General features: G+C 66.9%; 20 protein-coding genes. 11 read left to right on the plus strand and 9 right to left on the minus strand.

Annotated elements, in window-relative coordinates; all coding sequences use genetic code 11:
* The first annotated feature begins 15 nt into the window (after nucleotides 1-15).
* Nucleotides 16-798, plus strand: coding sequence for an urea ABC transporter ATP-binding protein UrtD (gene urtD, locus AUL33_RS18015; RefSeq protein ID WP_062211788.1), 783 nt, complete (start codon nucleotides 16-18; stop codon nucleotides 796-798).
* A gap of 2 nt (nucleotides 799-800) precedes the next feature.
* Complete coding sequence (gene urtE / locus AUL33_RS18020; RefSeq protein ID WP_062211522.1) at nucleotides 801-1,496, plus strand: urea ABC transporter ATP-binding subunit UrtE; 696 nt, start codon at nucleotides 801-803, stop codon at nucleotides 1,494-1,496.
* 10 nt (nucleotides 1,497-1,506) lie between these two features.
* Here urtE and glpK read toward each other — a convergent pair whose 3' ends face one another.
* The 9 genes from glpK to AUL33_RS18065 all read right to left on the minus strand — a co-directional run bounded on the left by glpK (nucleotide 1,507) and on the right by AUL33_RS18065 (nucleotide 11,715).
* On the minus strand, nucleotides 1,507-3,006 hold the full coding sequence (gene glpK, locus AUL33_RS18025; protein ID WP_062211528.1) for a glycerol kinase GlpK: 1,500 nt from the start codon (nucleotides 3,004-3,006) through the stop codon (nucleotides 1,507-1,509).
* A 121-nt stretch (nucleotides 3,007-3,127) separates the two neighbouring features.
* A complete protein-coding gene (locus tag AUL33_RS18030) occupies nucleotides 3,128-4,918 on the minus strand; it encodes an ABC transporter substrate-binding protein (protein WP_244492338.1) in 1,791 nt (596 codons plus the stop codon).
* Between the two features lie 91 nt (nucleotides 4,919-5,009).
* Nucleotides 5,010-5,294, minus strand: coding sequence for a DUF2160 domain-containing protein (locus AUL33_RS18035; protein ID WP_062211532.1), 285 nt, complete (start codon nucleotides 5,292-5,294; stop codon nucleotides 5,010-5,012).
* Between the two features lie 12 nt (nucleotides 5,295-5,306).
* On the minus strand, nucleotides 5,307-6,137 hold the full coding sequence (locus AUL33_RS18040; RefSeq protein WP_244492344.1) for a carbohydrate ABC transporter permease: 831 nt from the start codon (nucleotides 6,135-6,137) through the stop codon (nucleotides 5,307-5,309).
* A 71-nt stretch (nucleotides 6,138-6,208) separates the two neighbouring features.
* The gene (locus tag AUL33_RS18045; RefSeq protein WP_062211535.1) at nucleotides 6,209-7,096 is read right to left on the minus strand and encodes a carbohydrate ABC transporter permease; all 888 of its coding nucleotides are present in this window, start codon (nucleotides 7,094-7,096) and stop codon (nucleotides 6,209-6,211) included.
* Between the two features lie 3 nt (nucleotides 7,097-7,099).
* Nucleotides 7,100-8,182 carry an ABC transporter ATP-binding protein gene (locus tag AUL33_RS18050; protein ID WP_062211538.1) on the minus strand — a complete coding sequence of 361 codons (1,083 nt, stop codon included), beginning with the start codon at nucleotides 8,180-8,182 and terminating at the stop codon, nucleotides 7,100-7,102.
* 10 nt (nucleotides 8,183-8,192) lie between these two features.
* Nucleotides 8,193-9,263, minus strand: a complete 1,071-nt coding sequence (locus AUL33_RS18055) for an ABC transporter ATP-binding protein (RefSeq protein ID WP_062211541.1) — start codon at nucleotides 9,261-9,263, stop codon at nucleotides 8,193-8,195.
* A gap of 67 nt (nucleotides 9,264-9,330) precedes the next feature.
* Nucleotides 9,331-10,842: a glycerol-3-phosphate dehydrogenase gene (glpD, locus tag AUL33_RS18060; RefSeq protein ID WP_062211544.1), complete on the minus strand. Its 1,512-nt coding sequence runs from the start codon at nucleotides 10,840-10,842 to the stop codon at nucleotides 9,331-9,333.
* Nucleotides 10,843-10,938: 96 nt separating this feature from the next.
* A complete protein-coding gene (locus tag AUL33_RS18065; RefSeq protein ID WP_062211547.1) occupies nucleotides 10,939-11,715 on the minus strand; it encodes a DeoR/GlpR family DNA-binding transcription regulator in 777 nt (258 codons plus the stop codon).
* 206 nt (nucleotides 11,716-11,921) lie between these two features.
* Here AUL33_RS18065 and AUL33_RS18075 point away from each other — a divergent pair, with 206 nt between their 5' ends.
* From AUL33_RS18075 to AUL33_RS18115, 9 genes are all read left to right on the plus strand, one after another.
* Complete coding sequence (locus AUL33_RS18075; protein WP_192843216.1) at nucleotides 11,922-13,031, plus strand: acyltransferase; 1,110 nt, start codon at nucleotides 11,922-11,924, stop codon at nucleotides 13,029-13,031.
* Between the two features lie 3 nt (nucleotides 13,032-13,034).
* Nucleotides 13,035-14,564: a hypothetical protein gene (locus AUL33_RS18080; protein ID WP_062211555.1), complete on the plus strand. Its 1,530-nt coding sequence runs from the start codon at nucleotides 13,035-13,037 to the stop codon at nucleotides 14,562-14,564.
* A gap of 47 nt (nucleotides 14,565-14,611) precedes the next feature.
* The gene (locus AUL33_RS18085) at nucleotides 14,612-15,742 is read left to right on the plus strand and encodes a glycosyltransferase family 4 protein (protein WP_062211559.1); all 1,131 of its coding nucleotides are present in this window, start codon (nucleotides 14,612-14,614) and stop codon (nucleotides 15,740-15,742) included.
* Nucleotides 15,739-17,286, plus strand: a complete 1,548-nt coding sequence (locus AUL33_RS18090; RefSeq protein ID WP_062211562.1) for a hypothetical protein — start codon at nucleotides 15,739-15,741, stop codon at nucleotides 17,284-17,286. The genes AUL33_RS18085 and AUL33_RS18090 overlap by 4 nt, the downstream gene beginning before the upstream one ends.
* A gap of 185 nt (nucleotides 17,287-17,471) precedes the next feature.
* The gene (locus AUL33_RS18095) at nucleotides 17,472-18,260 is read left to right on the plus strand and encodes a WecB/TagA/CpsF family glycosyltransferase (RefSeq protein WP_280137833.1); all 789 of its coding nucleotides are present in this window, start codon (nucleotides 17,472-17,474) and stop codon (nucleotides 18,258-18,260) included.
* A 43-nt stretch (nucleotides 18,261-18,303) separates the two neighbouring features.
* The gene (locus AUL33_RS18100) at nucleotides 18,304-19,458 is read left to right on the plus strand and encodes a glycoside hydrolase family 5 protein (RefSeq protein WP_156419480.1); all 1,155 of its coding nucleotides are present in this window, start codon (nucleotides 18,304-18,306) and stop codon (nucleotides 19,456-19,458) included.
* Nucleotides 19,459-19,669: 211 nt separating this feature from the next.
* Nucleotides 19,670-21,001: a GumC family protein gene (locus AUL33_RS18105; RefSeq protein WP_192843217.1), complete on the plus strand. Its 1,332-nt coding sequence runs from the start codon at nucleotides 19,670-19,672 to the stop codon at nucleotides 20,999-21,001.
* Between the two features lie 192 nt (nucleotides 21,002-21,193).
* Nucleotides 21,194-22,129, plus strand: a complete 936-nt coding sequence (locus AUL33_RS18110) for a hypothetical protein (RefSeq protein WP_062211796.1) — start codon at nucleotides 21,194-21,196, stop codon at nucleotides 22,127-22,129.
* Nucleotides 22,126-23,289, plus strand: a complete 1,164-nt coding sequence (locus AUL33_RS18115) for a GNAT family N-acetyltransferase (RefSeq protein WP_082652717.1) — start codon at nucleotides 22,126-22,128, stop codon at nucleotides 23,287-23,289. Before AUL33_RS18110 ends, AUL33_RS18115 begins: the two co-directional genes overlap by 4 nt.
* Nucleotides 23,290-23,311: the final 22 nt, after the last annotated feature.

A 23,311-nucleotide genomic window follows, 5' to 3' on the forward strand; every position in this document is an offset into this window, starting at 1 on the left:
CCCTTCGCCACGCAGATGGCCGAGCGCGCCGAGGCCGAGGCGAAGCTTCGTCCGCCGCGCGGCGAGACGCTGCTTTATCTCAACGGGGTCAACAAGACCTTCGACGGGTTCAAGGCGATCAACGATCTGTCGCTGGTGGTGGCGCGCGGCGAGATGCGCGCGATCATCGGCCCGAACGGCGCCGGCAAAACGACGATGATGGATATCATCACCGGCAAGACGCGGCCCGATTCCGGCGACGTCTACTTCAACGGCACGACCGACCTGACGCGCCACGACGAGGCCGACATCGCCTCGATGGGCATCGGCCGCAAGTTCCAGAAGCCGACCGTCTTCGAGAGCCACACGATCGAGGACAACCTGCGCCTCGCCATGACCGGCAGCCGCTCGATCTTCACGGCGCTGCTGCAACGCAAAAGCGCGGAGGAGCGGACGAAGATCGACGCGATCCTCGCCACGACGCGGCTTGACGCCAAGCGCCACACGCTCGCCGCCGACCTCAGCCACGGCCAGAAGCAATGGCTGGAAATCGGCATGCTGCTGGCGCAGGACCCCGAGCTTCTGCTCGTCGACGAGCCGGTCGCCGGCATGACCGACGCCGAGACGGAAGAGACCGCACGCCTGCTGCGCGAGATCGCCGAGACGCGCTCGGTGGTCGTGGTCGAGCACGACATGCATTTCGTGCGCGCGCTCGGCGTCAAGGTGACGTGCCTGCACGAGGGCCATGTCCTCGCCGAAGGGCCGCTCGATCAGGTCTCGGCCGATCCGCGCGTCATCGAAGTCTATCTGGGGCGCTGACCATGCTGACCGTATCCAATGTCGATCTCTATTACGGCGCGGCGCAGGCCCTGCGCGGCGTCTCGCTCTCGGCCAAGAAGGGCGAGATCACCTGCGTCCTTGGGCGCAACGGCGTCGGCAAGACCAGCCTGATGCGGGCGATCGTCGGCCAGCAGGGGATCCGCCGCGGCGAGATCGCGCTCGACGGTACCAACCTGAAGAGCGAGGCGCCCTATCGCCGGGCGCGGCGCGGCATCGGCTTCGTGCCGCAGGGGCGGGAGGTCTTCCCGCTTCTGACCGTGAAGGAAAACCTGCAGACGGGCTTCGCACCGCTCAAGCGCGCCGACCGCAACATTCCCGAGCATGTCTACGAGCTGTTTCCGGTGCTGAAATCCATGCTGGGACGGCGCGGGGGCGATCTTTCGGGTGGCCAGCAGCAGCAACTCGCGATCGGGCGCGCGCTGGTGACCCGGCCAAACCTCCTCGTCCTCGACGAGCCGACCGAAGGCATCCAGCCTTCGATCATCAAGGATATCGGCCGCGCCATTCGCTTCCTGAAGGAGGAGGCCGGCATCGCGGTTCTCCTCGTCGAGCAATATCTCGATTTCTGCCGGGAGCTCGCCGACAAGGTCTACATCATGGATCGTGGCCAGATCGTCTTCGAAGGCGTTGGCGCCGATCTCGACGACCCGGAGGTGCGCAAGCACCTGACGGTTTAGACCGAAGGGCTCAGGCGCCGACCGTCTCGCTCAGCGTGCGCCGGACGGCGCGGCTCCAGCCCGTCAGCTTCCGGCCGCGCGTCACCGCGTCCATGCCGGGCTCGAAGCGCTGTTCCAGCCGCCAGCGCTGGGCGAAGCCCTCGCGATCCGGCCAGACGCCGCTCTGGTGGCCCGCCAGCCAGGCCGCGCCGAGCGCCGTCGTCTCCAAGACGGTCGGTCGGTCCACCGGCGCGTCGAGGAGATCGGCGAGGCGCTGCATCGTCCAGTCGCTCGCGACCATGCCGCCGTCGACGCGCAGCACCGTGTTCGCCGCCTCTGGCCAGTCGCGGCGCATGGCGGTGAGAAGGTCGGCAGTCTGGAAGCAGACGGCTTCGAGCGCGGCACGGGCGATCTCGTCCGGCCCGGTGTTGCGGGTGAGACCGTAGATCGCGCCGCGCGCCTCCGCATCCCACCAGGGCGCGCCGAGGCCGGTGAAGGCCGGCACGAGATAGACGTCCTGCGCCTCGTCGGCGCGCGCCGCCATCGGCCCGGTCTCGGCGGCCTGCGAGACGATCTTCAGCCCGTCGCGCAGCCACTGCACGGCGGCGCCGGCGATGAAGATCGAGCCCTCGAGCGCGTAGGTCGTCTGCCCGCCGAGCCGGTAGGCGATCGTCGAAAGCAGGCGGTTCTTCGACGCGACGCGCTCCGACCCGGTGTTGAGGACGGCGAAGCAGCCGGTGCCGTAGGTCGCCTTCAGCATGCCCGGCTGGAAGCAGGCATTGCCGAGCGTCGCGGCATGCTGGTCTCCCGCGATCCCCGAGATCGCGATAGCCTCGCCGAAGAGCGAGGCGTCGCACACGCCGAAATCGGCGGCGCAGTCGCGCACCTCGGGCAGGAGCGAGGCGGGCACGCGAAGAAGGCGCATGAGCTCGTCGTCCCATTCATTCGCGCTGGTGTCGAAGAGCATGGTGCGCGAGGCGTTCGTCGCGTCGGTCGCGTGGACCCGGCCGCCGGTGAGGCGCCAGAGGAGGAACGTGTCCACCGTGCCGAAGGCGAGCTGCCCGGCTTCGGCGCGGGCGCGGGCGCCCGAGACGTTGTCGAGGATCCAGGCGATCTTGGTGCCGGCGAAATAAGCGTCCACCACGAGGCCGGTCTTGTCGCGGATGGTCTCCTCGGCGCCGCCCTCCACCAGCTTGCGGCAGATCTCGGCGGTGCGCCGGTCCTGCCAGACGATGGCGTTGTGAATGGGCTGGCCGGTTTCGCGGTCCCAGACGATCGTGGTTTCGCGCTGGTTGGTGATGCCGATGGCCGCGATGTCGCGGGCCGAGAGCGAGGCGTCGGCGAGCGCGGCCTTCACGGTCGCGAGGACCGACTGCCAGATCTCCTCCGGGTCGTGCTCGACCCAGCCCGAGCGCGGCAGGATCTGCCGGAATTCCTGCTGCCCGACCCCGACGATGCGGGTGGAATCGTCGAAGACGATGGCGCGGGACGAGGTCGTCCCCTGGTCGATGGCGAGCACGTATCCCGACATGGGCGGCGGCTTTCTGCAAGACGATGGGGCGAGACCGGTGCGCCAACCGGCGCCGGTTGGCAAGGATGAAGGGAGCCGAGGCGGACCCGGCTCCCTTCCTGTCATGCGGACGATGCGCGGCCTACTTGGCCGGTGCCATCGCCGGCGTCGCGGAGACCGCGGCCGGGTCGGTGCCGGCCGCCGGGATGGCGTCGGCCCAGCTCTTCACCAGCTCGTCGTAGTTGACGGTGATCGGCTTTTCCTTCTCATCGGCCTTCTTGGGCTGGGGAGCGATCGTGCCCTCCTTCTTGGCTTCGGCGACCCAGTAGGCGAGGTCATGCTCCTCGTTCAGCTTGGGGCCCTTGTCGCCCTGGATGCCGGCGCGCTCGATACGGGCCATCACCTTTTCCTGCTCGGCGCAAAGCGAATCCATCGCTTCCTGCGGCGTCTTGTTGCCGGCGGCGGCATCGCCGATCGCCTGCCACCAGAGCTGCGCCAGCTTCGGATAGTCCGGCACGTTGGTGCCGGTCGGCGACCACTGCTTGCGGGCCGGCGAGCGGTAGAACTCGACGAGACCGCCGAGGTCCTTGGCGCGCTCGGTGAAGCTCTTGTCGCGGATCGTCGACTCGCGCACGAAGGTCAGGCCCATGTGGCTCTTCTTCACGTCCACGGTCTTCGACGTGACGAACTGCGCGTAGAGCCATGCGGCCTTGGCGCGCTCCGTCGGGGTGGACTGCATCAGCGTCCACGAGCCCACGTCCTGGTAGCCGAGCTTCATGCCCTCCTGCCAGTAGACGCCGTGCGGCGAAGGAGCCATGCGCCACTTCGGCGTGCCGTCCTCGTTGACCACCGGCAGGCCCTTCTTCACGGCATCGGCGGTGAAGGCCGTGTACCAGAAGATCTGCTGCGCGACCTCGCCCTGCGCTGGCACGGGGCCGGATTCGGAGAAGGTCATGCCTTGGGCGGCTGGCGGCGCGTAAGCCTTTAGCCATTCGAGATACTTCTCGATCGAGTAGACGGCGGCGGGGCCGTTGGTGTCGCCGCCGCGCGCCACACAGGAGCCGACGGGCTGGGACTGCGCGTTGACGCGGATGCCCCATTCGTCGACCGGCAGGCCGTTCGGCAGGCCCTTGTCGCCGTTGCCGGCCATCGACAGCCAGGCGTCGGTGAAGCGCCAGCCGAGCGAGGGATCCTTCTTGCCGTAGTCCATGTGGCCATAGACCTTCTTGCCGCCGATCTCGCGGCCGGTGAAGAACTTGGCGATGTCCTCGTAAGCGGACCAGTTGACGGGAACGCCGAGGTCGTAGCCGTACTCCTTCTTGAAGTCGGCCTTGTTCTTCTCGTCGTTGAACCAATCGTACCGGAACCAGTAGAGGTTCGCGAACTGCTGGTCGGGCAGCTGGTAAAGCTTCTTGTCCGGCGCGGTCGTGAAGCTGGTGCCGATGAAGTCGGCGATGTCGAGCGTCGGCGAGGTGACGTCCTTGCCCTCGCCGGCCATCCAGTCAGTGAGGTTGCGGACCTGGTTGTAGCGCCAGTGGGTGCCGATCAAATCGCTATCGTTGACATAGGCGTCGTAGATGTTCTCGCCCGACTGCATCTGCGTCTGCAGCTTTTCGATCACGTCGCCTTCGCCGATGATGTCGTGCGTCAGCTTGATCCCGGTGATGTCCGAGAAGGCTTTGGCCAGCACCTTCGATTCATAGTCGTGCGTCGTGATGTTCTCGGAGACCACCTTGATCTCCATGCCGGCGAAGGGCTTCGCGGCATCGATGAACCACTGCATCTCCTTTTCCTGGTCGGCGCGCGTCAGGCTCGACAGCTCGCCGATGTCCTTGTCCAGGAACGCCTTGGCGGCGGTCATGTCGGCCCAGGCCGGGCCGCTGGCGAGCGAGATCGCAAGACCTGCCGCCGTCATCATCCAATGCTTCTTCATCATCGTTTCCTCCCAGAAACTCCAGATGCCGGAGGGCGACCTTCCCAACCCGCGCGCCCGGCGACGCGCGGCGGGATAGACGAGTTCCGCTTCAGACGAAGCGGAACACCAGCCCCGCATAGGCGAGGCAGACGGCGAGGGCGGCCCAGAGCGAGGCGTCCTCGAAGAAGAACAGCGAGCCGAGGCAGATGAAGGCCGAGCCGAGCAGCGACACGAACAACCGGTCGCCGCGCGTCGTCTCGAACTGCAGGATCCCATGGCGCGGATGCCCCCCGGGCGAGGCCGCCTCCCAGACGCTCATCATCACGAGCAGCCCGAGGATCGAGAGAAAGAAGGCTGCGGTCGTCCAGGTCCAGGCCATCCATGTGAAGTTCATCGATCGGCCCTCTCAAACGCGACCCAGGGCGAAGCCCTTAGCGATGTAGTTGCGCACGAACCAGATGACGATCGCGCCGGGGATGATGGTGAGGGCGCCGGCGGCGGCCAGCACCCCCCAGTCCATGCCGGACGCCGAGACGGTGCGTGTCATGATCGCCGAGATCGGCTTGGCGTCGGTCACCGTCAGCGTGCGCGCGATGAGCAGTTCGACCCAGGAGAACATGAAGCAGAAGAAGGCGGCGACGCCGATGCCCGACGCGATGAGCGGCATGAAGATCTTGAAGAAGAAGCGCGGGAACGAGTAGCCGTCGATATAGGCGGTCTCGTCGATCTCCTTCGGCACGCCCGACATGAAGCCTTCGAGAATCCACACGGCCAGCGGCACGTTGAACAGGCAGTGCGCCAGCGCCACCGCGATGTGCGTGTCGATGAGGCCGAAGGCGGAATAGAGCTGGAAGAAGGGCAGGACGAAAACGGCCGGCGGCGCCATGCGGTTGGTCAGCAGCCAGAAGAACAGGTGCTTGTCGCCGAGGAACCGGTAGCGCGAGAAGGCGTAGGCCGCCGGCAAGGCTGCGGAGACCGAAATCACCATGTTCATAACGACATAGATGATCGAGTTGATGTAGCCGTTGTACCAGGACGGATCGGTGAAGATCGTCCGGTAGTTCTGGAGCGTCGGGTTCGCCGGCCAGAGCGTGAAGGCCGAGACGATCTCCTCGTTCGTCTTGAAGCTCATGTTCACCAGCCAGTAGATCGGCAGGAGCAGGAACAGGATGTAGATCGCGGGGATCAGGGCCTTCGGGCGGAAGCCGCCGGAGGCCTGACGCGCACGCGCCTTCAGCGCGTCTTCCGAATGAAGGGCCGGCGGAATGGTGCCGGCGCGCTCGGTGAGGCGGGGCGAGGCGGTGGCGCTCAATGGCCTGCTCCCTCATTCGGCTTGTCGGTGCCGGCATTGGTCATGACCGTGTAGAAGATCCACGACATCAGGAGGATGATGAGGAAGTATACGAGGCTCATCGCCGCCGCCGGGCCGACGTCGAACTGACCGACCGCCACCTTCACGAGATCGATCGACAGGAAGGTCGTCGAGTTGCCAGGGCCGCCGCCGGTGACGACGAAGGGCTCGGTGTAGATCATGAAACTGTCCATGAAGCGCAGCAGCACGGCGATGAGCAGCACGCGGCCCATCTTCGGCAGCTGAATGTAGCGGAACACGGCCCAGCGCGAGGCGCCGTCGATCTTGGCAGCCTGATAGAAGGCGTCGGGGATCGAGACGAGGCCTGCATAGCAGAGGAGCACCACGAGGCTCGTCCAGTGCCAGACGTCCATGACGATCACCGTCACCCAGGCGTCGACGGGGTCCTGCACGTAGTTGTAGTCGAAGCCGAGCGCCGCCATCGTGTGGCCGAGGAGGCCGATGTCGGTGCGCCCGAACACCTGCCAGATCGTGCCCACCACGTTCCACGGAATGAGCAGCGGCAGCGCCATCAGCACGAGGCAGACGGGAACCCAGATGCCCTTCTTCGGCATGGCCAGCGCCACGAGAATGCCGAGCGGGATCTCGATGGCGAGGATGATCGCCGAGAAGGCGAGATTGCGGATCAGCGCGTCGTGGAAGCGCTGGGAGTGCAGGATTTCGGTGAACCACTCGGTTCCCGCCCAGAAGAAGTCGTTGTTGCCGAACGTGTCCTGCACCGAATAGTTGACGACGGTCATCAGCGGGATCACCGCCGAGAAGCCGACGAGCACCAGCACCGGCAGCACCATGAACCAGGCTTTGTTGTTCCAGGTCTTCTCCATGGATCAGGCCCTTTCCTGCAACAGCCAGCTGTCGGCATAGAGGTTGACGGCGGCGGGATCGAAGGTCACCGCGGCATCGGTCGGCAGGCCCGAGCCTTCCGGCATCACGGCGGCCAGCTTCTCGCCGCCGAGGCGCGCGCGCACGATCCGCTCGGAGCCGATATCCTCGACCTTGTCGATCGTCACCGGCAGCGAGCCGGCGGTGCCGCGCTCGACGACGCGCACGAATTCGGGGCGGATGCCGAGTTCCAGCTTGCCGGCACCGGACGGCGCGACGGCGTTCCGGGTCGCGATCCGCTGGCCGCCGACGATCGCCTCGCCGTTCTCCACCTTGCAATCCATCACGTTCATGCCGGGCGAGCCGATGAAATAGCCGACGAACGTATGGCGCGGGCGCTCGAAAAGCTCTTCCGGCGTGCCGATCTGCACGACTTCGCCGTCATACATAACGACCACCTTCTCGGCGAAGGTTAGCGCTTCCGTCTGGTCGTGCGTGACGTAGACCATCGTCATGCGGAACTCGCGATGCAGCTCCTTCAGAAGCGAGCGCAGCACCCATTTCATGTGCGGGTCGATCACCGTCAGCGGCTCGTCGAAGAGAATGGCGTTGACGTCGGAGCGCACGAGGCCGCGACCGAGCGAGATCTTCTGTTTCTCGTCGGCCGTCAGGCCGCGCGCCTTGCGGTCGGCCTTGGCGTCGAGGCCGATGCGATGCAGCATCTCGCGCACGCGGATCTCGATCTCCCGCTCCGGCACCTTGCGGTTTCGCAAGGGGAAGGCGAGGTTCTGGGCCACGGTCATCGTGTCGTAGATCACCGGAAACTGGAACACCTGCGCGATGTTGCGCTGTTCGGGCGCCAGCATCGTCACGTCGCGTTCGTCGAAATGGATGTTGCCTTCCGAGGGCGTCAGCAGCCCGGAGATGATGTTGAGAAGCGTCGTCTTCCCGCAACCGGAGGGCCCCAGCAGCGCATAGGCGCCGCCGTCCTCGAAGGCGTGGTCGATCTCGCGCAGGGCATAGTTGCCGGCGCGCGCGAGTTCGGGCGTGTAGGCGTGGCGGATATGGTCGAGGCGGATGCGGGCCATCGGGATCTCCTCAGGCCGCCCGCGCGAGGGCGGGCGCGGCGGCGCGGCCCCCGGCGTCGAAGACGAGCATGGTGGCGGGGTCGAAGTGGAGCGGGATCCGGTCGCCGCGTTCCATGCGGCGGATGCCCGGCAGCAGCGCGACGATGCGGGTGGAGCCGAGATCGGCATGGACGAAGGTCTGCGATCCCGTTACCTCGGCGACGACCACGGTCGCGGTGAACCCGGCCGTGCCGCCGACCGCTTCGCCGGGGCGTAGGTGATGCGGGCGCACGCCGATCGAATAGCTGCCGTCGGCAAGGCCCGATGCCGGCAGATCGAGGCCGAGCGGCGAGACGAGACGGCCGTTCGTGGCCTGCATCGCGAGAACGTTCAGCGGTGGATCGGAGAAGATGCGGGCGGTGGCGAGGTCGGCGGGGCGGCGGTAGACGTCGGTCGTGCGTCCGAACTGGGTAATGCGGCCTTCGCTGAGCGCCGCGGTGTTGCCGCCGAGGAGCAGCGCCTCGGTCGGCTCGGTCGTCGCATAGACGAAGATCGCGCCGGAGGCCGCGAAGATGCGCGGCAGTTCCTCACGCAGTTCCTCGCGCAGCTTGTAGTCGAGATTGGCGAGGGGTTCGTCGAGAAGCACGAGATCGGCGTTCTTGACGAGCGCGCGCGCCAGAGCCGTACGCTGCTGCTGGCCACCCGAAAGGTTGAGCGGCGTGCGCTGGAGGTAGGGCTCAAGGCGCATCAGCTTGGCGGCGCGTGCCACCGAGGCCTCGATCTCGGCCTTGGGCTTGCCGGCCACCCGCAGCGGCGAGGCGATGTTCTCGTAGACGGTCATCGCCGGATAGTTGATGAACTGCTGGTAGACCATCGCGACGTTGCGCTTCTGCACGGGCAGGCCGGTCACGTCGGCACCGTCCATGGTGATGCGTCCCGCGGTGGGCTTGTCCAGCCCCGCCATCAGCCGCATCAGGCTCGTCTTCCCCGCGAGCGTCGGCCCGAGCAGCACGTTCAACGAGCCCCGTTCCAGCGACAGGGTCACGTCGGCGATATGAGCCTGTGCGCCGACCGTCTTGCCGACACCTGTCAATTGCAGCACTGTTTCCTCCCGTGCAGCGTTCCGTCATTTCAGTCGCCAAGCCGCCGTCCTCCCGAGACGGCGGCGCTTATTCCGCGGCTTGCCGGCTGCGGTCCTCCGCCGTCGGCAGGCTGGCCAGATAGGCTTCGAGCACCGCTTTCTCGTCGGCCGAGAAGCGGATGCCGAGCTTGGAGCGGCGCCAGAGCACGTCGTCGATCGAGCGCGCCCACTCCTTGGCCGCCATCCACTCGACCTCGCGCTCATGCAGGCCATGGCCGAGATCGCGGCCGAGATTGCCGCTTGCGGCGATCTTCAGCGCATCGGTGCCGTAGGCCCGGATCATGCGAGCGACGGTGGTCTCGGCCAAGTCGGGCGCGAGCGCGCGCAACCGGGCCTTCACCGTCTCGACGCCGTCCAACGGAAAGTCGCCGCCGGGCAGGGCGCGCTTCCCCGTCCACTCGCCGCCGCGCGGGCCGAGGCTCTTGCCGATGGCACCGAGCGCGTCTTCCGCGAGCTTGCGATAGGTGGTGATCTTGCCGCCGAAGATGTTGAGGAGCGCAGCCTCGCCGAGATCGCCCTCGACCTTGAGGACGTAGTCGCGGGTGGCTTCCTGCGCCTTCGAGGCGTGGTCGTCGAAGAGCGGCCGCACCCCGGAGAAGGTCCAGACGATGTCCTCGCGCTTCAGCGGGGTCTCGAAATACTCGCCGGCTGCGGCGAGGAGATAGGCGATCTCGTCTTCGGTGATGGCGACGTCGGCGGGATCCCCCTCGTAGTCGCGATCCGTCGTGCCGACGAGCGTGTAGTCGCCCTCGTAGGGGATGGCGAAGATGATCCGGCCATCGGCATTCTGGAAGATGTAGGCTCGATCGTGCTCGAAGAGGCGCCGCATGACGATGTGCGAACCCTGCACCAGCCGCACGTTCTGCGCCTCGTTGCGCCCGATCGCTCGCTGGATCACGCGGTCCACCCAAGGGCCCGCCGCGTTCACGAGGAAGCGAGCCCGCACCTGACGCGAACTCCCGCTCGCGAGATCTTTCAGCGTCACCAGCCAGCCGTCGCCCTCGCGGCGCGCCTCGGTGACTTCGGTGCGAACGCTGATCGCCGCGCCCTTGTCGGCGGCATCGCGTGCATTCAGGACGACGAGGCGGGTGTCGTCGACCCGCGCATCGGAATACTCGAAGCCTTTGGTGAACTTGCGCTTCAGCGGTGCGCCGAGCGGCCCCGTCAGGTCCACCGTCCGCGTCGCCTCCAGCCGCTTCCGGCCGCCGAGATGATCGTAGAGGAACAGCCCCGTGCGCAGCAGCCACGACGGGCGCAGGCCGGAATGGTAGGGCAGGATGAAGCGCAGCGGGCGAATGATGTGTGGGGCGATGCCCCACAGCACTTCGCGCTCGCGCAGCGCCTCGCGCACCAGCCGGAACTCGTAATGCTCGAGGTAGCGCAGGCCGCCGTGGATCAGCTTCGTCGACCACGAGGACGTGCCGCTGCCCAGATCGTTGCGCTCGGCGAGGCCGACGGAGTAGCCGCGGCCGGCCGCATCGCGGGCGATGCCGCAGCCGTTGATCCCCCCACCGATGACGAAGACGTCGAAGCTCTGCATTGGGGCCTTCTATTTCGCATTGCAGCAAAATCGCGGCAAAATCGAAACTCAGCGAATTAGAAGCGAGCGCAAGCGAAAGTCAATCGCGCCTTTCGATCAACGGTCGAGATTGTTCAAGGCGGTCTCGACGAGATGGACGCCCTTGTCCCGGCACATCTGGCGGATCTCCTCGGACGGGCAGCGATCGGTGACGAACGTATCCATCTGTTCGAGATGGGCGATGCGGACCGGGGCCGTCCGCTCGAACTTCGACGAATCGGAGACGAGCACCACGTGGCGGGCATTCGAGATGATCGCCTGCGCGACGCGAACCTCACGATAGTCGAAGTCGAGAAGGGCGCCATCAGGGTCGATGGCGGAGACGCCGACGATGGCGAAATCCACCTTGAACTGCCGGATGAAGTCCACGGCCGCTTCGCCGACGATGCCACCGTCGGAGCGCCGGATGACGCCGCCCGCGATGATGACTTCGATCTGAGGATTCGGCCGCATGATGTTGGCAACGTTGAGATTGTTCGTGATCACCATCAGGCCGGAATGACGCTGGAGCGCGTGGGCCGTGGCTTCGGTCGTGGTGCCGATGTTGATGAAGAGCGAGGACCGGAAGGGGATGATGTCGGCCGCCGCCCGACCGATGGCGGCCTTCTCGCCGGCTGCGATCGTGCGGCGCGCGTCGTAGCCGACATTCTCGGCGCCCGACCCGATGACTGCCCCGCCATGGATGCGCGACAGCAAGCGCTCCTCGCAAAGCTCATTGAGATCCTTGCGGATGGTCTGGACGCTCACCTCGAACTGGGCCGCGAGCTGCTCGACCAGCACGCGCCCTTCGCTCTTGGCGCGTTCGACGATTTGCAACTGACGTTCGGACAGCATGGCGAAACCTCCCGGCGGATCTTCGTTCCTAAACGAAAGCTGCCGGCCCGCAAAGCGAAACTCGGTCGCGCTTCCTGCCGGCAGATGGCGGTCTTGATCGAGCCCTTCCGCAGCGTTAACCCTTTGGTCATCTATGGGACGCTTCGAGCGCGTGCATCGTGTAGACGGGAGTGGTTCGCCGTTTTGCGGCTGCGAAAGGCGTGTCGTTGCTGTTGAGCTTCCGATCGAGAGAGGCCCCGGGGTCGTCGCTGTCCGTATCGCCGGCCGGCACCCGGTCGGCGCGCGAGCAGCGCGCGTCGGGGACGGCGCTCGACGCGGTGGTCGCCGAGCGCATCTCGCTCCTGCGCCTCGTGCTGATCTGCGCCATCGTCTTCATCCACGTGCCCGTTCCCGACGCCTACCTGTCGCCGTCCGCCTGGGGCTTCGCGATGCTGCGCGCCATCCTCTGCGACGGGCTGTTCCGCGTCACCGTGCCGATGCTGACGGCGATCTCGGGTTTTCTTCTCTTTCGCGCTTCGCTCGACGAGCGATGGGGCGAACTCCTGCGCCGCAAGTCCCGTACGATCCTGCTGCCGCTCGTGGTGTGGAACCTGCCGCTTCTCATGGCGCTCTATGTCGTCGAAAGGGACGGGCTCGGCGGGCATGAGTTCGCCGTACGCGCCTATCCGTTCGACCTCTGGACCTGGGCCGACTCGACGCTGGGCCTGACCTACCAGCCCGCCAACTATCCGCTTTACTTCCTGCGCGATCTCTTCATCACCAGCCTGATGGCGCCGATGATGGGACTGCTGCTGCGCCGTGCGCCCTGGCTTGGCCTGGCGCTCGTGGTTGGTCTTTTCTACCCCGACCTCGACGGTTCGCTGATCCTTCGAGATACGATGCCGATCAACTTCTTCCTCGGGGGCCTCGTCGCCGTGCGTCGTTGGAACGTGCGGCGTCTCGATCGAGCCTGGCCGCTGTGCTTCGCGGCACTGGCGGTGAGCGCCGCGGCGATCGGGGCCTTCGGCATCACGGACATCCGCTGGTTCGCGGTTGCAGCGCCCTTCCTCGTCTGGCCGGCGTCATCCGCGCTCGCGGGAACGCCCTTGTCGCGATGGATGGCCCGCCACTCGTCGAAGAGCTTCGCGATCTTCGTGTCGCACGCGCCGATCCTCGTTGCGCTCTGGGTGGCGTTCGAGCATGTCGGCAGCGATCGGATCTATCCCGCCTTCTGGCTGCTCGCGCCCTTCGTGGCCATGGCGGTCGCCGTGGCGATCCGGCTCGTCGCCTACCGCATCGCGCCCCGGCTGGCGGCGCTCGCCTACGGAGCTCGTTAGGCGATGGCGGCCGCCCGGTTTTCCATCGACGACGTGCCGCCGCCGGCCCGCGATCCGCAGGCCGCCGAGGCGGCGGCGGGATGGGCGGTGTTGCGCAGCGCCGGGATCACCGTCGCAGCGCTCTCGATCGTCGCCTTCGCGGTCTTCGCCCACACGCTGCATCCCGCCGTCGCGCTGGCGGCGACCGCGGCGGTCGCGCTTTCTGCCTCGATCGCGGCGCCCGCGCTGGCGGTCGCCACGATCCTATGCGCCGCGCTGTTCCAGAACCTCTTCGTGTCGCTGGCGTCGCCCGGCATCGGGTCGGGCATGGATTTCGATCTCGTGCGCGGCTACGCCTTCCTGATCCTCGCGACGGTCTGGGCCTCTGCGTTCACCCGGCATGTGCTGACCCGGCGCGGCGTGAGCCCGATGCTCGACCGGCATCTGCTCGTGACCAGCATCGCTTTCGCCGCGATCGGCTTCTACCTCCTCGTCGGCATGGCGGTGAGCGTGCCCTCGGCCATCATTTACCTGCGCAACGTCGCGACCGGCCTGATGATGTATCAGGCGGCGGTGATCTCCGCGCGGGGCGGGCACCTGCGGCTCCAGACGGTCTTCGCGCTCGTGGCCGGTCTCGTCGTCGTGTGCGGCTACACCGAGCTCCTGTTTCGCGACGACTGGCTGCGCTTCACCAACGGCGCGACGTTCTGGGACCTCTCGATGGCGGATGCGAAAGCCGCCTCCTACTGGGACAAGCAGGCGCAGGAAACCGGCATCGTCGTGCTCGGTCTCGTCGACACGTTCAAGATCACCCTGTTCAACACGCCGCTCCTCGCCGATCTCGGCATCACGCTGTCGCGGCTCTTCGGCCCCAACATGCACGCGATCAGCTACGGCTACGCCCTCTCGTTCCTGGCGATCTACGCGCTCTTCACCTCGCGCTTCCTGCTGGCCACCGCGCTGCTGCCGCTTCTCGTCCTTTCCAACGCCAAGGGCGCGATCATCACCGTCCTGACGGCGGTTTTGGGCTGGGGTCTGGCGCGGCTGTTCGGAAGCCGGTTCGCCTTCTGGTGCATCTTCGTGCTGCTCGTGGCCTATTCCGCGATCGGCATCGTGGTCGGGCGGCGGATCGGGGATTTCCACGTCCTCGGCCTCATCGGCGGCGTCTACAACTTCGTCGAGTTTCCCTTCGGGCACGGCCTCGGGTCGGGCGGCAATCTCGGGCTGGACTTCGCCACCCTCGACTGGTCGCAGTTCCAAGCGGCCGGGCGCACGCCGATCGCGATGGAGAGCGCCATCGGCGTGCTGCTCTATCAGATGGGCTTTGCGGCCTTCGTCCTGCTCGGCGTCTATGTCTGGCTAGCCTGGCGCACGACGCTGATTGCCGAGCGCACGCTCGACCCGCTGCATCTGGCGGCCGGGTTCGCGCTGCTCAGCATCGTCTTCAACGGTCTCTTCCAGGAAGAGGCGCTGTTCTCGCCGCTGGCCGTCGGACTGCCGCTGCTTCTCTGCGGCCTGATCCACGGCGCCACCTTCCGCAACGCCGCGCTGTGACCGACAGTCCTATTGCGCGTCGACCGAGCCTTGCCGGACCCCACGACATGACCCGACCCAAACGCCTTCTCTTCATCCAGACGCAGGCCGAGAACGCCGGGGCGCAGGAGATCTCCCGCCTCATCGGGCAGGGGCTCATGGCACGGAGCTACGAGGTGCATCACCTCTTCTTCTATCGGGTCACGGATGGATGCGACGCGCTGCCGAACGTCACCTTCGTCTCGCAGGAACGGCCGGGCGGATCCCTACGCTTCGCGCGCTTCCTTCTGCGCCTGCGCGCGACGATCCGGCGGATCCGGCCCGATGTCGTGCTGACGTTTCAGCATTACGGCAATGTGCTGGGCGCGCCCGCCGCACGGCTGGCCGGTGCCCCGGACGTCATCGCCAATCACGTCTCGGCACGTGCGACGGTCGGCAATGCCGCGCGTCTTCTCGATTGCATCTTCGGCCTCATCGGCGTCTATCGCCGGATCACCGTCAATTCGCGCGACCTCCAGCGCGACTATGCCGGCTATCCCGCACGATACCGTCGGTTGATGACCCTGGTGCCGCACGGGTTCGAGCGAAAGGCGAGCGGCCTCAGCCAGGCCGAAGCGCGGCGACGCTTCGCCCTGCCGCAGGACGCTCGCGTCATCGGCACGGTGTGCCGGCTGCATCCGCTCAAGCAGATCGACCATGCGATCCACGCCCTGCGGCACCTGCCGGGTGTCCATCTGGCGGTGGCGGGGCAGGGGCCGGATGCCGACCGCCTCGTCGCGCTCGCTGTGGCGGAAGGGGTGGCGGAGCGGTTCCACCGGATCGGGGAACTGCCGACCCACGAAATCGGCGATTTCCTCCAGAGCCTCGATCTCTTCGTGTTTCCGACGGCCGCCGAAACCTTCGGGCTCGCCGCGGTGGAGGCGGCGCAGGCCGGCCTTCCCGTCGTCGCCAACGACATTCCCGTCCTGCGCGAGGTGCTGGCAGTGGAGGGCGAGCCCTGCGCCGTCTTCGTCGACACGGGGGACGCGGCGTCCTTCGCCTCGGCGGTGGCGGGCCTGTTCGACGATACGGCGCTTGCCGAAGCGATGACGGTGCGGGGCCGCCACTTGGCGGAGCACCATTCGCTGGAGCGCATGATCGACGCCTACGAGACCATGATCGAGCAGGATGGGCGGGGCGGCCGGCGGGGCGCGGCATGACGATCATCGATCTCATCGTCGATCGCGACGCGCGCGGCGACTGGCCGGCGGTCGCCGCACGCATCCTCGCGATACCCGGCCGGACCGTTCGCCTGCGGGCGCACGCCTCCGATCTGCCGCTGCCCGGTGCGGTCGAGACGCTACTGCGGCTGGAAGCGATGCTGTTCGGTCGCGGGCAAGGCGCACGACCGGCGCTGCAAGCCGACGAGGTGGCACCGTTCGATCCCGGCGATCTCGCTGCGGACCTCGTGGTCAATCTCACGCGCTCGCCGCTCGTCCTGCCGGGCCGCCGCGTCTGGCAGCCGCGCTATGGCGGAGCACTCGGCGACCTCGCGCTGGCCGACGCGCTGCTGGGCGGATCGTCGCCGCTGATCGAGATCGAGGATGTCGGCGCCGGGACAATCCTCGCCACCGGCCGCGCCTCGCTGGAGGTCGCCGACCGTCTGGCGACCGGCACGATCTCGGTGGTTTCGCGCTCGGCCATGCTGATCGGGCGATGCCTGGCGAGCCTCGGGCCGGGCACGGTTGCCGCACCCGTGCCGGTCGCCGCCGGCGTCGTGACGCCGCTGTTGGCGGGGCGGGCGCTTGCGTCCGGCGTCGTTTCGCGCGCCGTTCGGTCGGCCTACCGGCTCTGCTTCCGCGCACCGCACTGGCGGGTGGGCTGGCGCCGCACGCAGCAGTCGGTCTGGGATCGCCGCGATCTCGGCGGCACGCCCTGGACCGTGCTGCCCGATCCCGGCCACCATTTCTATGCAGACCCGTTCGCGATCCGCTGGTGCGGCCGGGACTTCCTCTTCTTCGAGGACCTCGACCATCGCACGAACAAGGGCATCATCTCCTGCGCCGAGATCGCCGTGGACGGAACGAGCGGTCCCGTCGTGCCGGTGCTGGAGGAAGCCTGGCACCTGTCCTATCCGTTCCTGATCGAGCACCACGGCGAGATCTACATGATCCCCGAGGGCTCGGCGAACGGCGAGGTGGCGATCTACCGTGCGGTCGACTTCCCGCTGCGGTGGGAGCGTCACGCGCGGCTCCTGAGCGGGATCGAGGCGGCGGACGCGACCGTCGTGCGGCATGACGATCTCTGGTGGATGTTCGCCGTGGTTCGCCCCGGGCTCGGCGGCTATTCCGACAGCCTGGGGATCTGGCATGCGCCCGATCTCTTCGGCCCCTGGACGCCGCATGGTGCCAACCCGCTGATCGTCGATCCCGCCTCGGCGCGCCCGGCCGGCCATTTCGTGCGGCGCGGCGGCGTCCTGATGCGGCCGGTGCAGGACTGCACGAACGGCTACGGCGCGGCGCTCGGCCTCGCGCGGATCGACCGGCTCGACCGCGACGGGTTCGAGCAGAGCGTCGAAACGATCCTCGCGCCGACTGCCGCCTGGCCCGGGCGCAAGCTCCACACGCTGAATGCCGCCGGAACGCTGGAGACAATCGACGGCTGCGTGCTGCGGCCCAAGCTCGACGTCGCGAATCGCTGGCTGACGCAACGTTACGATCCCGTAGCCACTGTTGCAGACGCACAGATGGTTACGACCGCCTGATATTTGAGCTATCTTGTCAATATTACTTAATGAGAGCAAATTAACCATACGGAATGGTGAGGTTCGTTTCTATGGATTAAGAGGATCTTTAGCTTTATGTAAGGCTGAACGACTTGACGATTCACGGGGGTAAGGTTTTGGGACTCGTCAATCACGAAATCGAAATGTCACGGGTGCCGACGAGCTTGTCTCCCACTTTCATCGAAGCCCGCGACATGGCGCAGTGGCCGACCGTCTGTCTCGGCGGCCTGCCGATCACACGGGTGGATCGTGCCACGGTGGCGCGGGGCTTCATCGATCGCGTCCTTCACAACCGGCATTCGATGCGGCGCCCGTTCTACTCGACCTCGGCGAACGGCGAGGTGCTCGCGCTTTATCGACGGGCACCCGAGATGATCGAGGAGTTCGCCAGCGCCGATCATATCCTCGCCGACGGCATGCCGATGGTGCTCTATTCGCGCTTCTTCGGCGGCACGCCGCTGCCCGAGCGCGTCGCGACGACCGACCTCGTGCATGACGTCGCCAAGCTGGCGGTGCGCGAGAAGGTCAGCTTCTACTTCCTGGGCGCGACTGAGCGGGTCAATGCGCTCGCGGTCGAGCGGATGAAGTCGCTGCATCCGGGCCTGATTTTCGCCGGGCGCCACAGCGGATATTTCACGCCTGGCGAGGAGGAGGCGTTGATCGACGAGATCAACGAGAGCCGCGCCGACATCCTCTGGGTCGGGATGGGCATTCCCCTCGAACAGCGCTTCATTCGCCGCAACCTCGACAAGCTGCGCTACACGTCCGTGGTCAAGAGCAGCGGCGGCCTGTTCGATTTTCTGTCGGGCGACCGGGCGCGGGCACCGCGTTGGATGCAGATTGCCGGCTTCGAATGGGCGTTCCGGGCCTGGCTCGAGCCCCGTCGCCTCGGTCCGCGTTATCTCGCAACGAACGGTGTCGCGCTGCACCGGCTGTTCTTTCACTCCCGCTGATCCGTTCCGTCTTCCACCCCACCGCCTGAAGGATTGCCCGCGCGTGTTTCGCCCCGTCCGCCATGCCCGAGCGCTGTCGTTGGCTTGCGCCATCGGCGTCGTCGCGCCCGCGCAGGCAGTTGAGCGCTGCGCGGCGCCGCCGGGCTTTGCGAACCCCGCCGCCCTCGTCGCGATGGCGCAGGGCTTCAACCTGCCGGGATGGGACCGCGACGGACGCCCCGGGGAAGCGCGGCTGCGGACGCTGCGCAAGCTGCACGTTCGCGGCATGACGCATGTGCGCCTGCCCATCGACGACGCGCAGTTGCGGGCGGGCGGCGGCGCGGCCGCCGATGCCGATGCCTATCTTGCCGATCTCGACGCCTGGATCGTCGCACTCCACGGCCTCGGGTTTGCGGTCTCCGTCGACCTGCACCCCGGCAGCGGTCTTGGGACCCTGTTCCGCGAGCGTCCCGCCGCGGCGCTGGCCGAGACGAAGGCGATCTGGGCGCAACTGGCGCCCGTGCTCGCCCAATTCGATCCGGCAACGACCTATGCCGAACTCCTCAATGAGCCCCCGGTCGACCCGTCCGTCTGGCGGACGCAACTGCCCGAACTCGCGGCCGTCGTTCGCTCGCTTCTGCCGAAGCACACGCTCGTGGTCGCGCCGTTCGGTCCACAGCGGCACGAATCGCTGGCCGACGTGCCGCTTCTCGACGACCCGAACGCGATCTACGCCGTCCACTACTACGACCCGTTCGCCTTTACCCATCAAGGTGCCGACTGGACGGGACCGGACAGCGTGCTGCCGAAGCTGGTCGGCCTGCCGTGGCCGAGCCCGGCCGGCGATCGCACGATGACCGATGTCCTCGACGATCTGGCCAAACGAGGTGAGGATGCGGCCCGCAAGGTCGTCGCCGACTCGCTTCTCGACGGCTGGACCGAAGCCGATGTGGCCCGCGCCTATGCGACGATGGCGGACTGGTCGGACCGGACCGGACGACCGGTGGTGGTCAACGAGTTCGGCGTCTACGCCGGAGCCGCACCGCGTCAAGCGCGGCTGGCCTGGCTGACGACGGCGGCGAAGGCGGCTCGATCGCGCTGCATCGGCTGGACGCACTGGGACTACGAGGACGGCTTCGGGATCCTGGACGCTTCAGGCCGCATCGACGCAGCCGTGCTGGATGCGCTGTTGCCGAACGCGCTGGAAACCCGGCCGTAGCGGATGGCATGGTAGACCGGGGTCGAACGGCGCCGGTTCCGGCTGGCGGCGGCACATGATGGACGAGACGGATCAGTGGCACCCCGCGGGGGGTGCGGCAGCCAGACCGACGAATAGGAAACCGAAAGTCGTGACGATGCGCTCAGATTGGGAAAACCCGGATGTTCTGCGGTCGTCGGCTCGCCTCGCGGCGCTGCGGCCGGTCGCTCGCATGGACGCGGGACCGGCTGGCAGCGCGGCAGTCCCGGTGGACAGCGGCGGGCGCGACGGCGCCTTCAGCCCGTCGGCATTGGTCCGCTATCTCTTCCGCAACAGCTTGATCGTGCTTCTTCTGGCTGCTTTCCTTCTCGGCGGCGCGCTTTACGCGTTCCGGCTCGTGCCGTTCCCGTATCGCTCGACTGCGATCGTCATCGTCGATCCGCGCGAGCAGAAGATCTCGCCCACGCAGGAGGTGTTGCCGGGAATAGGGACCAACACCGCGGCTCTGGAAAGCGTCGTGCAGATCGTCCAGTCCGGGGGTTTCCTCGCCGAGCTTCTGAAGCGCATGGATGTTTCCGCCGATCCCGAACTCGCCAACGCCCGCACGCTCGATCCGCGCAGCCAGTTGCAGGAATTCCGCGACCGGCTGACCGTGGAGCGGCGCGGCGCCACCTATCTGGTCGACATTTCCTACACGTCGAAGGATCCCGAACGCGCGGCGCTCTACGCCAATCGGGTCGCCGAGGCGTTCGTGGCGAACGAGAGCGATGCGCGCACCGGGGCCGCCTCGAATGCCGCCGACAGCCTGTCGGGTCGCCTCGGCGATCTCCGCCAGACGCTGCGTCTCTCGGAAGAGGCGGTGGCGCGGTTCAAAGTCTCCTCCGGCATGGTCGATGTCGATGCCAACAGCACGCTCGGCCAACGCGAGATCGCCGAGTTGAGCGAGCAGCTGACGCTGGCCCGCTCGGCCACCGATGCGGCGCGGGCGAGGGCGCAGAACCTCGCCTCGGCGACGGCGGGCGGCGATGCGCAATCCTCGGAGCTTTCGCTCCTGCGCCGCGAGCAATCCGATCTCGCGCGTTCGCTCGCCGAACTTAGCCAGACCTACGGCGCGCGCCATCCTCGCATCGTCGACATCCGCTCCAAGCTGTCCGCCATCGACACGCAGATCGAGCGCGAGCGTTCGCTCGTCGGGCTCTCGCTCAAGCGGCAGCTGGACGTGGCACAGGCGCAGCAGGCCGATCTCGAGCGGCGGCTGTCGCAGCTCGTCGGCCGAGCCGGGCGGACGGACGAAGCGCAGGTGCAACTGGCCGACCTCGAACGACAGGCCGCCTCCGACCGCGCGATCTACGAGCAGTACCTGACCCAGTACAAGGCGGTCGACGAGCAGCGTCTCATGCCCTTCGAGGACGTTCGCGTGGTCTCCGCGGCCATGCCACCGCTGAAGTCGACGCGGCCGAGCCTCGTCCTCGTCGGCGTCGTCGCCGGGATGGTCAGCCTCGGGATCGCGGTTCTGCTCGTGCTCGTTCCCGGCGTGATCCGCGGCCGTTTCAGCCGGGCGTGACGGCATGATGGGCCTTCCGCTGGGTTAACCAAGGATCGAAGCTTTGGGGCGGATCGGCGGATACTTCGACCTCTACGCCCTCAGTCCCACCGATCTGCGTTAAACTGTGCCGATCAAGCACGACAGCCGCTTTTCGATGCGTTGCTTCCCCCTTTCGGTCCCATGGACAATGTCCGACAGACGGAGAATGAGATGAACTCGATGGCCCCCACGCAGGACCTCCTGGCCGACTGGCAGCCGCGCCACGCGCAGCTCTTCGGCCAGCATGCGATCAAGCTCCAGCACCGGCTGGCGGAAACCGGGCTCTTCACCCGCGAGGCGCTCGGCCGTCTCATCGAGCGCTGCCCGCCCGATCACTACGGCATCCTCAGCATGGGTCTCGACAAGACGAAGTCTGAGAAGATCCACGGCGAGTTCGGCGGCTGCAGCGGCATCGAGGTGATCGAGGCCATCGAGCGCGGTCGCATGTGGCTGAACATGCGCCGGATCATGGATTTCGATCCGACGTATCGCGCGCTGCTCGACCGCGTCTTCACCGAGTTCGAGGCCCGCGTTCCCGGCCTCAAGACATCCAAGCGCAACATCGGCGTGCTCGTCTCCTCGCCGAACGCGCAGGTCTATTACCACGCCGACATTCAGGGTCAGTCGCTCTGGCAGATCTCCGGCTCGAAGCGCGTCTATCTCTACCCGACGTCGGAGGTCTTCCTGCCCTCGACGAGCATCGAGAAGATCCTGCTGCGCGAGACCGACGAGGACGTTCTCTACAAGCCGTGGTTCGACGAGTTCGCGACTGTCCACGACCTGTCGCCCGGCGAGATGCTGACCTGGCCGCTCTATGCGCCGCACCGGGTCGAGAACCACGATTGCCTGAACATCTCGGTGACCATGGAGCACTGGACGAAGGAAATCTGGAACGCCTACGCCGTACACTACGGCAACGGCGTGATGCGCCGGACCCTGAAGCTCGGCAATCCTTCGACACGCACCAGCGGCCTGTCGGTCTACCCCAAGGCTGCCTCCGCCTTCGCCTGGAAGAAGCTCGGCCGCGAGACCAAAGGTGACGTGGTCAAGACGAAGGGGTTCCGCGTCGACGCGAACTCGCCGAACGGCGTCGAGTTCTACCGATGAGCATGCTGGCGGCGCCGTCGGCGGACGCCGCGCCTGGCGGTTCGATCGTGCCGACCGGCGAGATCGTCGTCGCCGGTCCGCTGGACGTCGCCATCGAGCCCGGCTTCGATTTCCTGTCCGATGCCTATCGTGCGCTCTTTGTGCAATCGGCGGCGACCGCCTTCCAGTCGCCGCTCTGGCTCCACGCCATCCACCGCGATCTCGTGCCGTCGCTGGGCGCCGAACCGCGAACGGTGACGGTGCGCGAGCGGCAGACGGGGGACCTCGTCGCCGTGCTGCCGCTGGTCAGCCAGCGCCGCATGGGCGTGACGATCGTGCAGCCCGCCGATTTCGGCATCTGCGACTACAACAGCCTTGTCGCCTCCACAGCGGCCTTCGACCGTTTCGTCGGTGACGACGGCGTGCGCACGGCCCTGCGCGCCGTGCTGGAGCCCGGCAGCCTCCTGATGTTCCGCAAGGTTCGGGCCGATGGGCTCGACATGCAGCGCCTGTTTCCCGGTGCCCGACAGACGCTGAACGAGAACGCGGCCTTTCACAGCGTTATCGGCGACGACTTCGAGGAGTGGCGTCGTCGGACGTTGAAGAAAAAGTTCTCGAAGGAACTCAACCGTCTGGCCCGACAGATCGAGCGCGACATCGGGCCCTACGAGCACGCGCCGGCCACCACCGAAGCTGAAATCCGCGAGGCGTTCGAGTTCGCCCGTGCCGCCCGCACCGGGCGGTTCGAGGACGATCTCTTCCTGCGCGACGATTATTTCCGCTTCTACCTGAACGTCGCGATCGAAGGCGCAGCCAGTGGCGAAACCGTCACCTTCGTCAGCCGCGTTGCCGGCCGGCCCGTGGCGGTGCTGTTCGGTCCGGCCGGCGACGGCGTCTTCCACGCCGTGGTCACAGCGTCCGATACGGCCGAGATCGGCAAGTTCTCGCCGGGCGTCCAGATCCTCTACCAGATGATCCGACAGCGCTTCGACGAAGGGCATCGCCTTTTCGACATGGGGCTCGGCAACACCGGCTACAAATCGCATTTCCGCGTCGAGGAAACCGCGATTTACAACCTGACGCTGGCCCGCACGCTGGCCGGGCATACCGTGTCGCAGGTCTACCACAACGCCAAGCCGGTGAAGAACCTGCTGCGCCGCTTCGTCCCGCAGGTCCGCTGAACGATGATTCTGCATGACGTCA

Source organism: Aureimonas sp. AU12 (assembly GCF_001463705.1).
In the GTDB taxonomy this organism is placed as follows: Bacteria; Pseudomonadota; Alphaproteobacteria; order Rhizobiales; family Rhizobiaceae; genus Aureimonas.

Excerpts from the sequence above, each read along its gene's own strand:
- urtD (WP_062211788.1), top strand. The coding sequence starts at position 16 with ATGGCCGAGCGCGCCGAGGCCGAGGCGAAGCTTCGTCCGCCGCGCGGC.
- urtE (WP_062211522.1), top strand. The coding sequence starts at position 801 with ATGCTGACCGTATCCAATGTCGATCTCTATTACGGCGCGGCGCAGGCC.
- glpK (WP_062211528.1), bottom strand. The coding sequence starts at position 3,006 with ATGTCGGGATACGTGCTCGCCATCGACCAGGGGACGACCTCGTCCCGC.
- AUL33_RS18030 (WP_244492338.1), bottom strand. The coding sequence starts at position 4,918 with ATGAAGAAGCATTGGATGATGACGGCGGCAGGTCTTGCGATCTCGCTC.
- AUL33_RS18035 (WP_062211532.1), bottom strand. The coding sequence starts at position 5,294 with ATGAACTTCACATGGATGGCCTGGACCTGGACGACCGCAGCCTTCTTT.
- AUL33_RS18045 (WP_062211535.1), bottom strand. The coding sequence starts at position 7,096 with ATGGAGAAGACCTGGAACAACAAAGCCTGGTTCATGGTGCTGCCGGTG.
- AUL33_RS18050 (WP_062211538.1), bottom strand. The coding sequence starts at position 8,182 with ATGGCCCGCATCCGCCTCGACCATATCCGCCACGCCTACACGCCCGAA.
- glpD (WP_062211544.1), bottom strand. The coding sequence starts at position 10,842 with ATGCAGAGCTTCGACGTCTTCGTCATCGGTGGGGGGATCAACGGCTGC.
- AUL33_RS18065 (WP_062211547.1), bottom strand. The coding sequence starts at position 11,715 with ATGCTGTCCGAACGTCAGTTGCAAATCGTCGAACGCGCCAAGAGCGAA.
- AUL33_RS18080 (WP_062211555.1), top strand. The coding sequence starts at position 13,035 with ATGGCGGCCGCCCGGTTTTCCATCGACGACGTGCCGCCGCCGGCCCGC.
- AUL33_RS18085 (WP_062211559.1), top strand. The coding sequence starts at position 14,612 with ATGACCCGACCCAAACGCCTTCTCTTCATCCAGACGCAGGCCGAGAAC.
- AUL33_RS18090 (WP_062211562.1), top strand. The coding sequence starts at position 15,739 with ATGACGATCATCGATCTCATCGTCGATCGCGACGCGCGCGGCGACTGG.
- AUL33_RS18105 (WP_192843217.1), top strand. The coding sequence starts at position 19,670 with ATGGACGCGGGACCGGCTGGCAGCGCGGCAGTCCCGGTGGACAGCGGC.
- AUL33_RS18110 (WP_062211796.1), top strand. The coding sequence starts at position 21,194 with ATGAACTCGATGGCCCCCACGCAGGACCTCCTGGCCGACTGGCAGCCG.
- AUL33_RS18115 (WP_082652717.1), top strand. The coding sequence starts at position 22,126 with ATGAGCATGCTGGCGGCGCCGTCGGCGGACGCCGCGCCTGGCGGTTCG.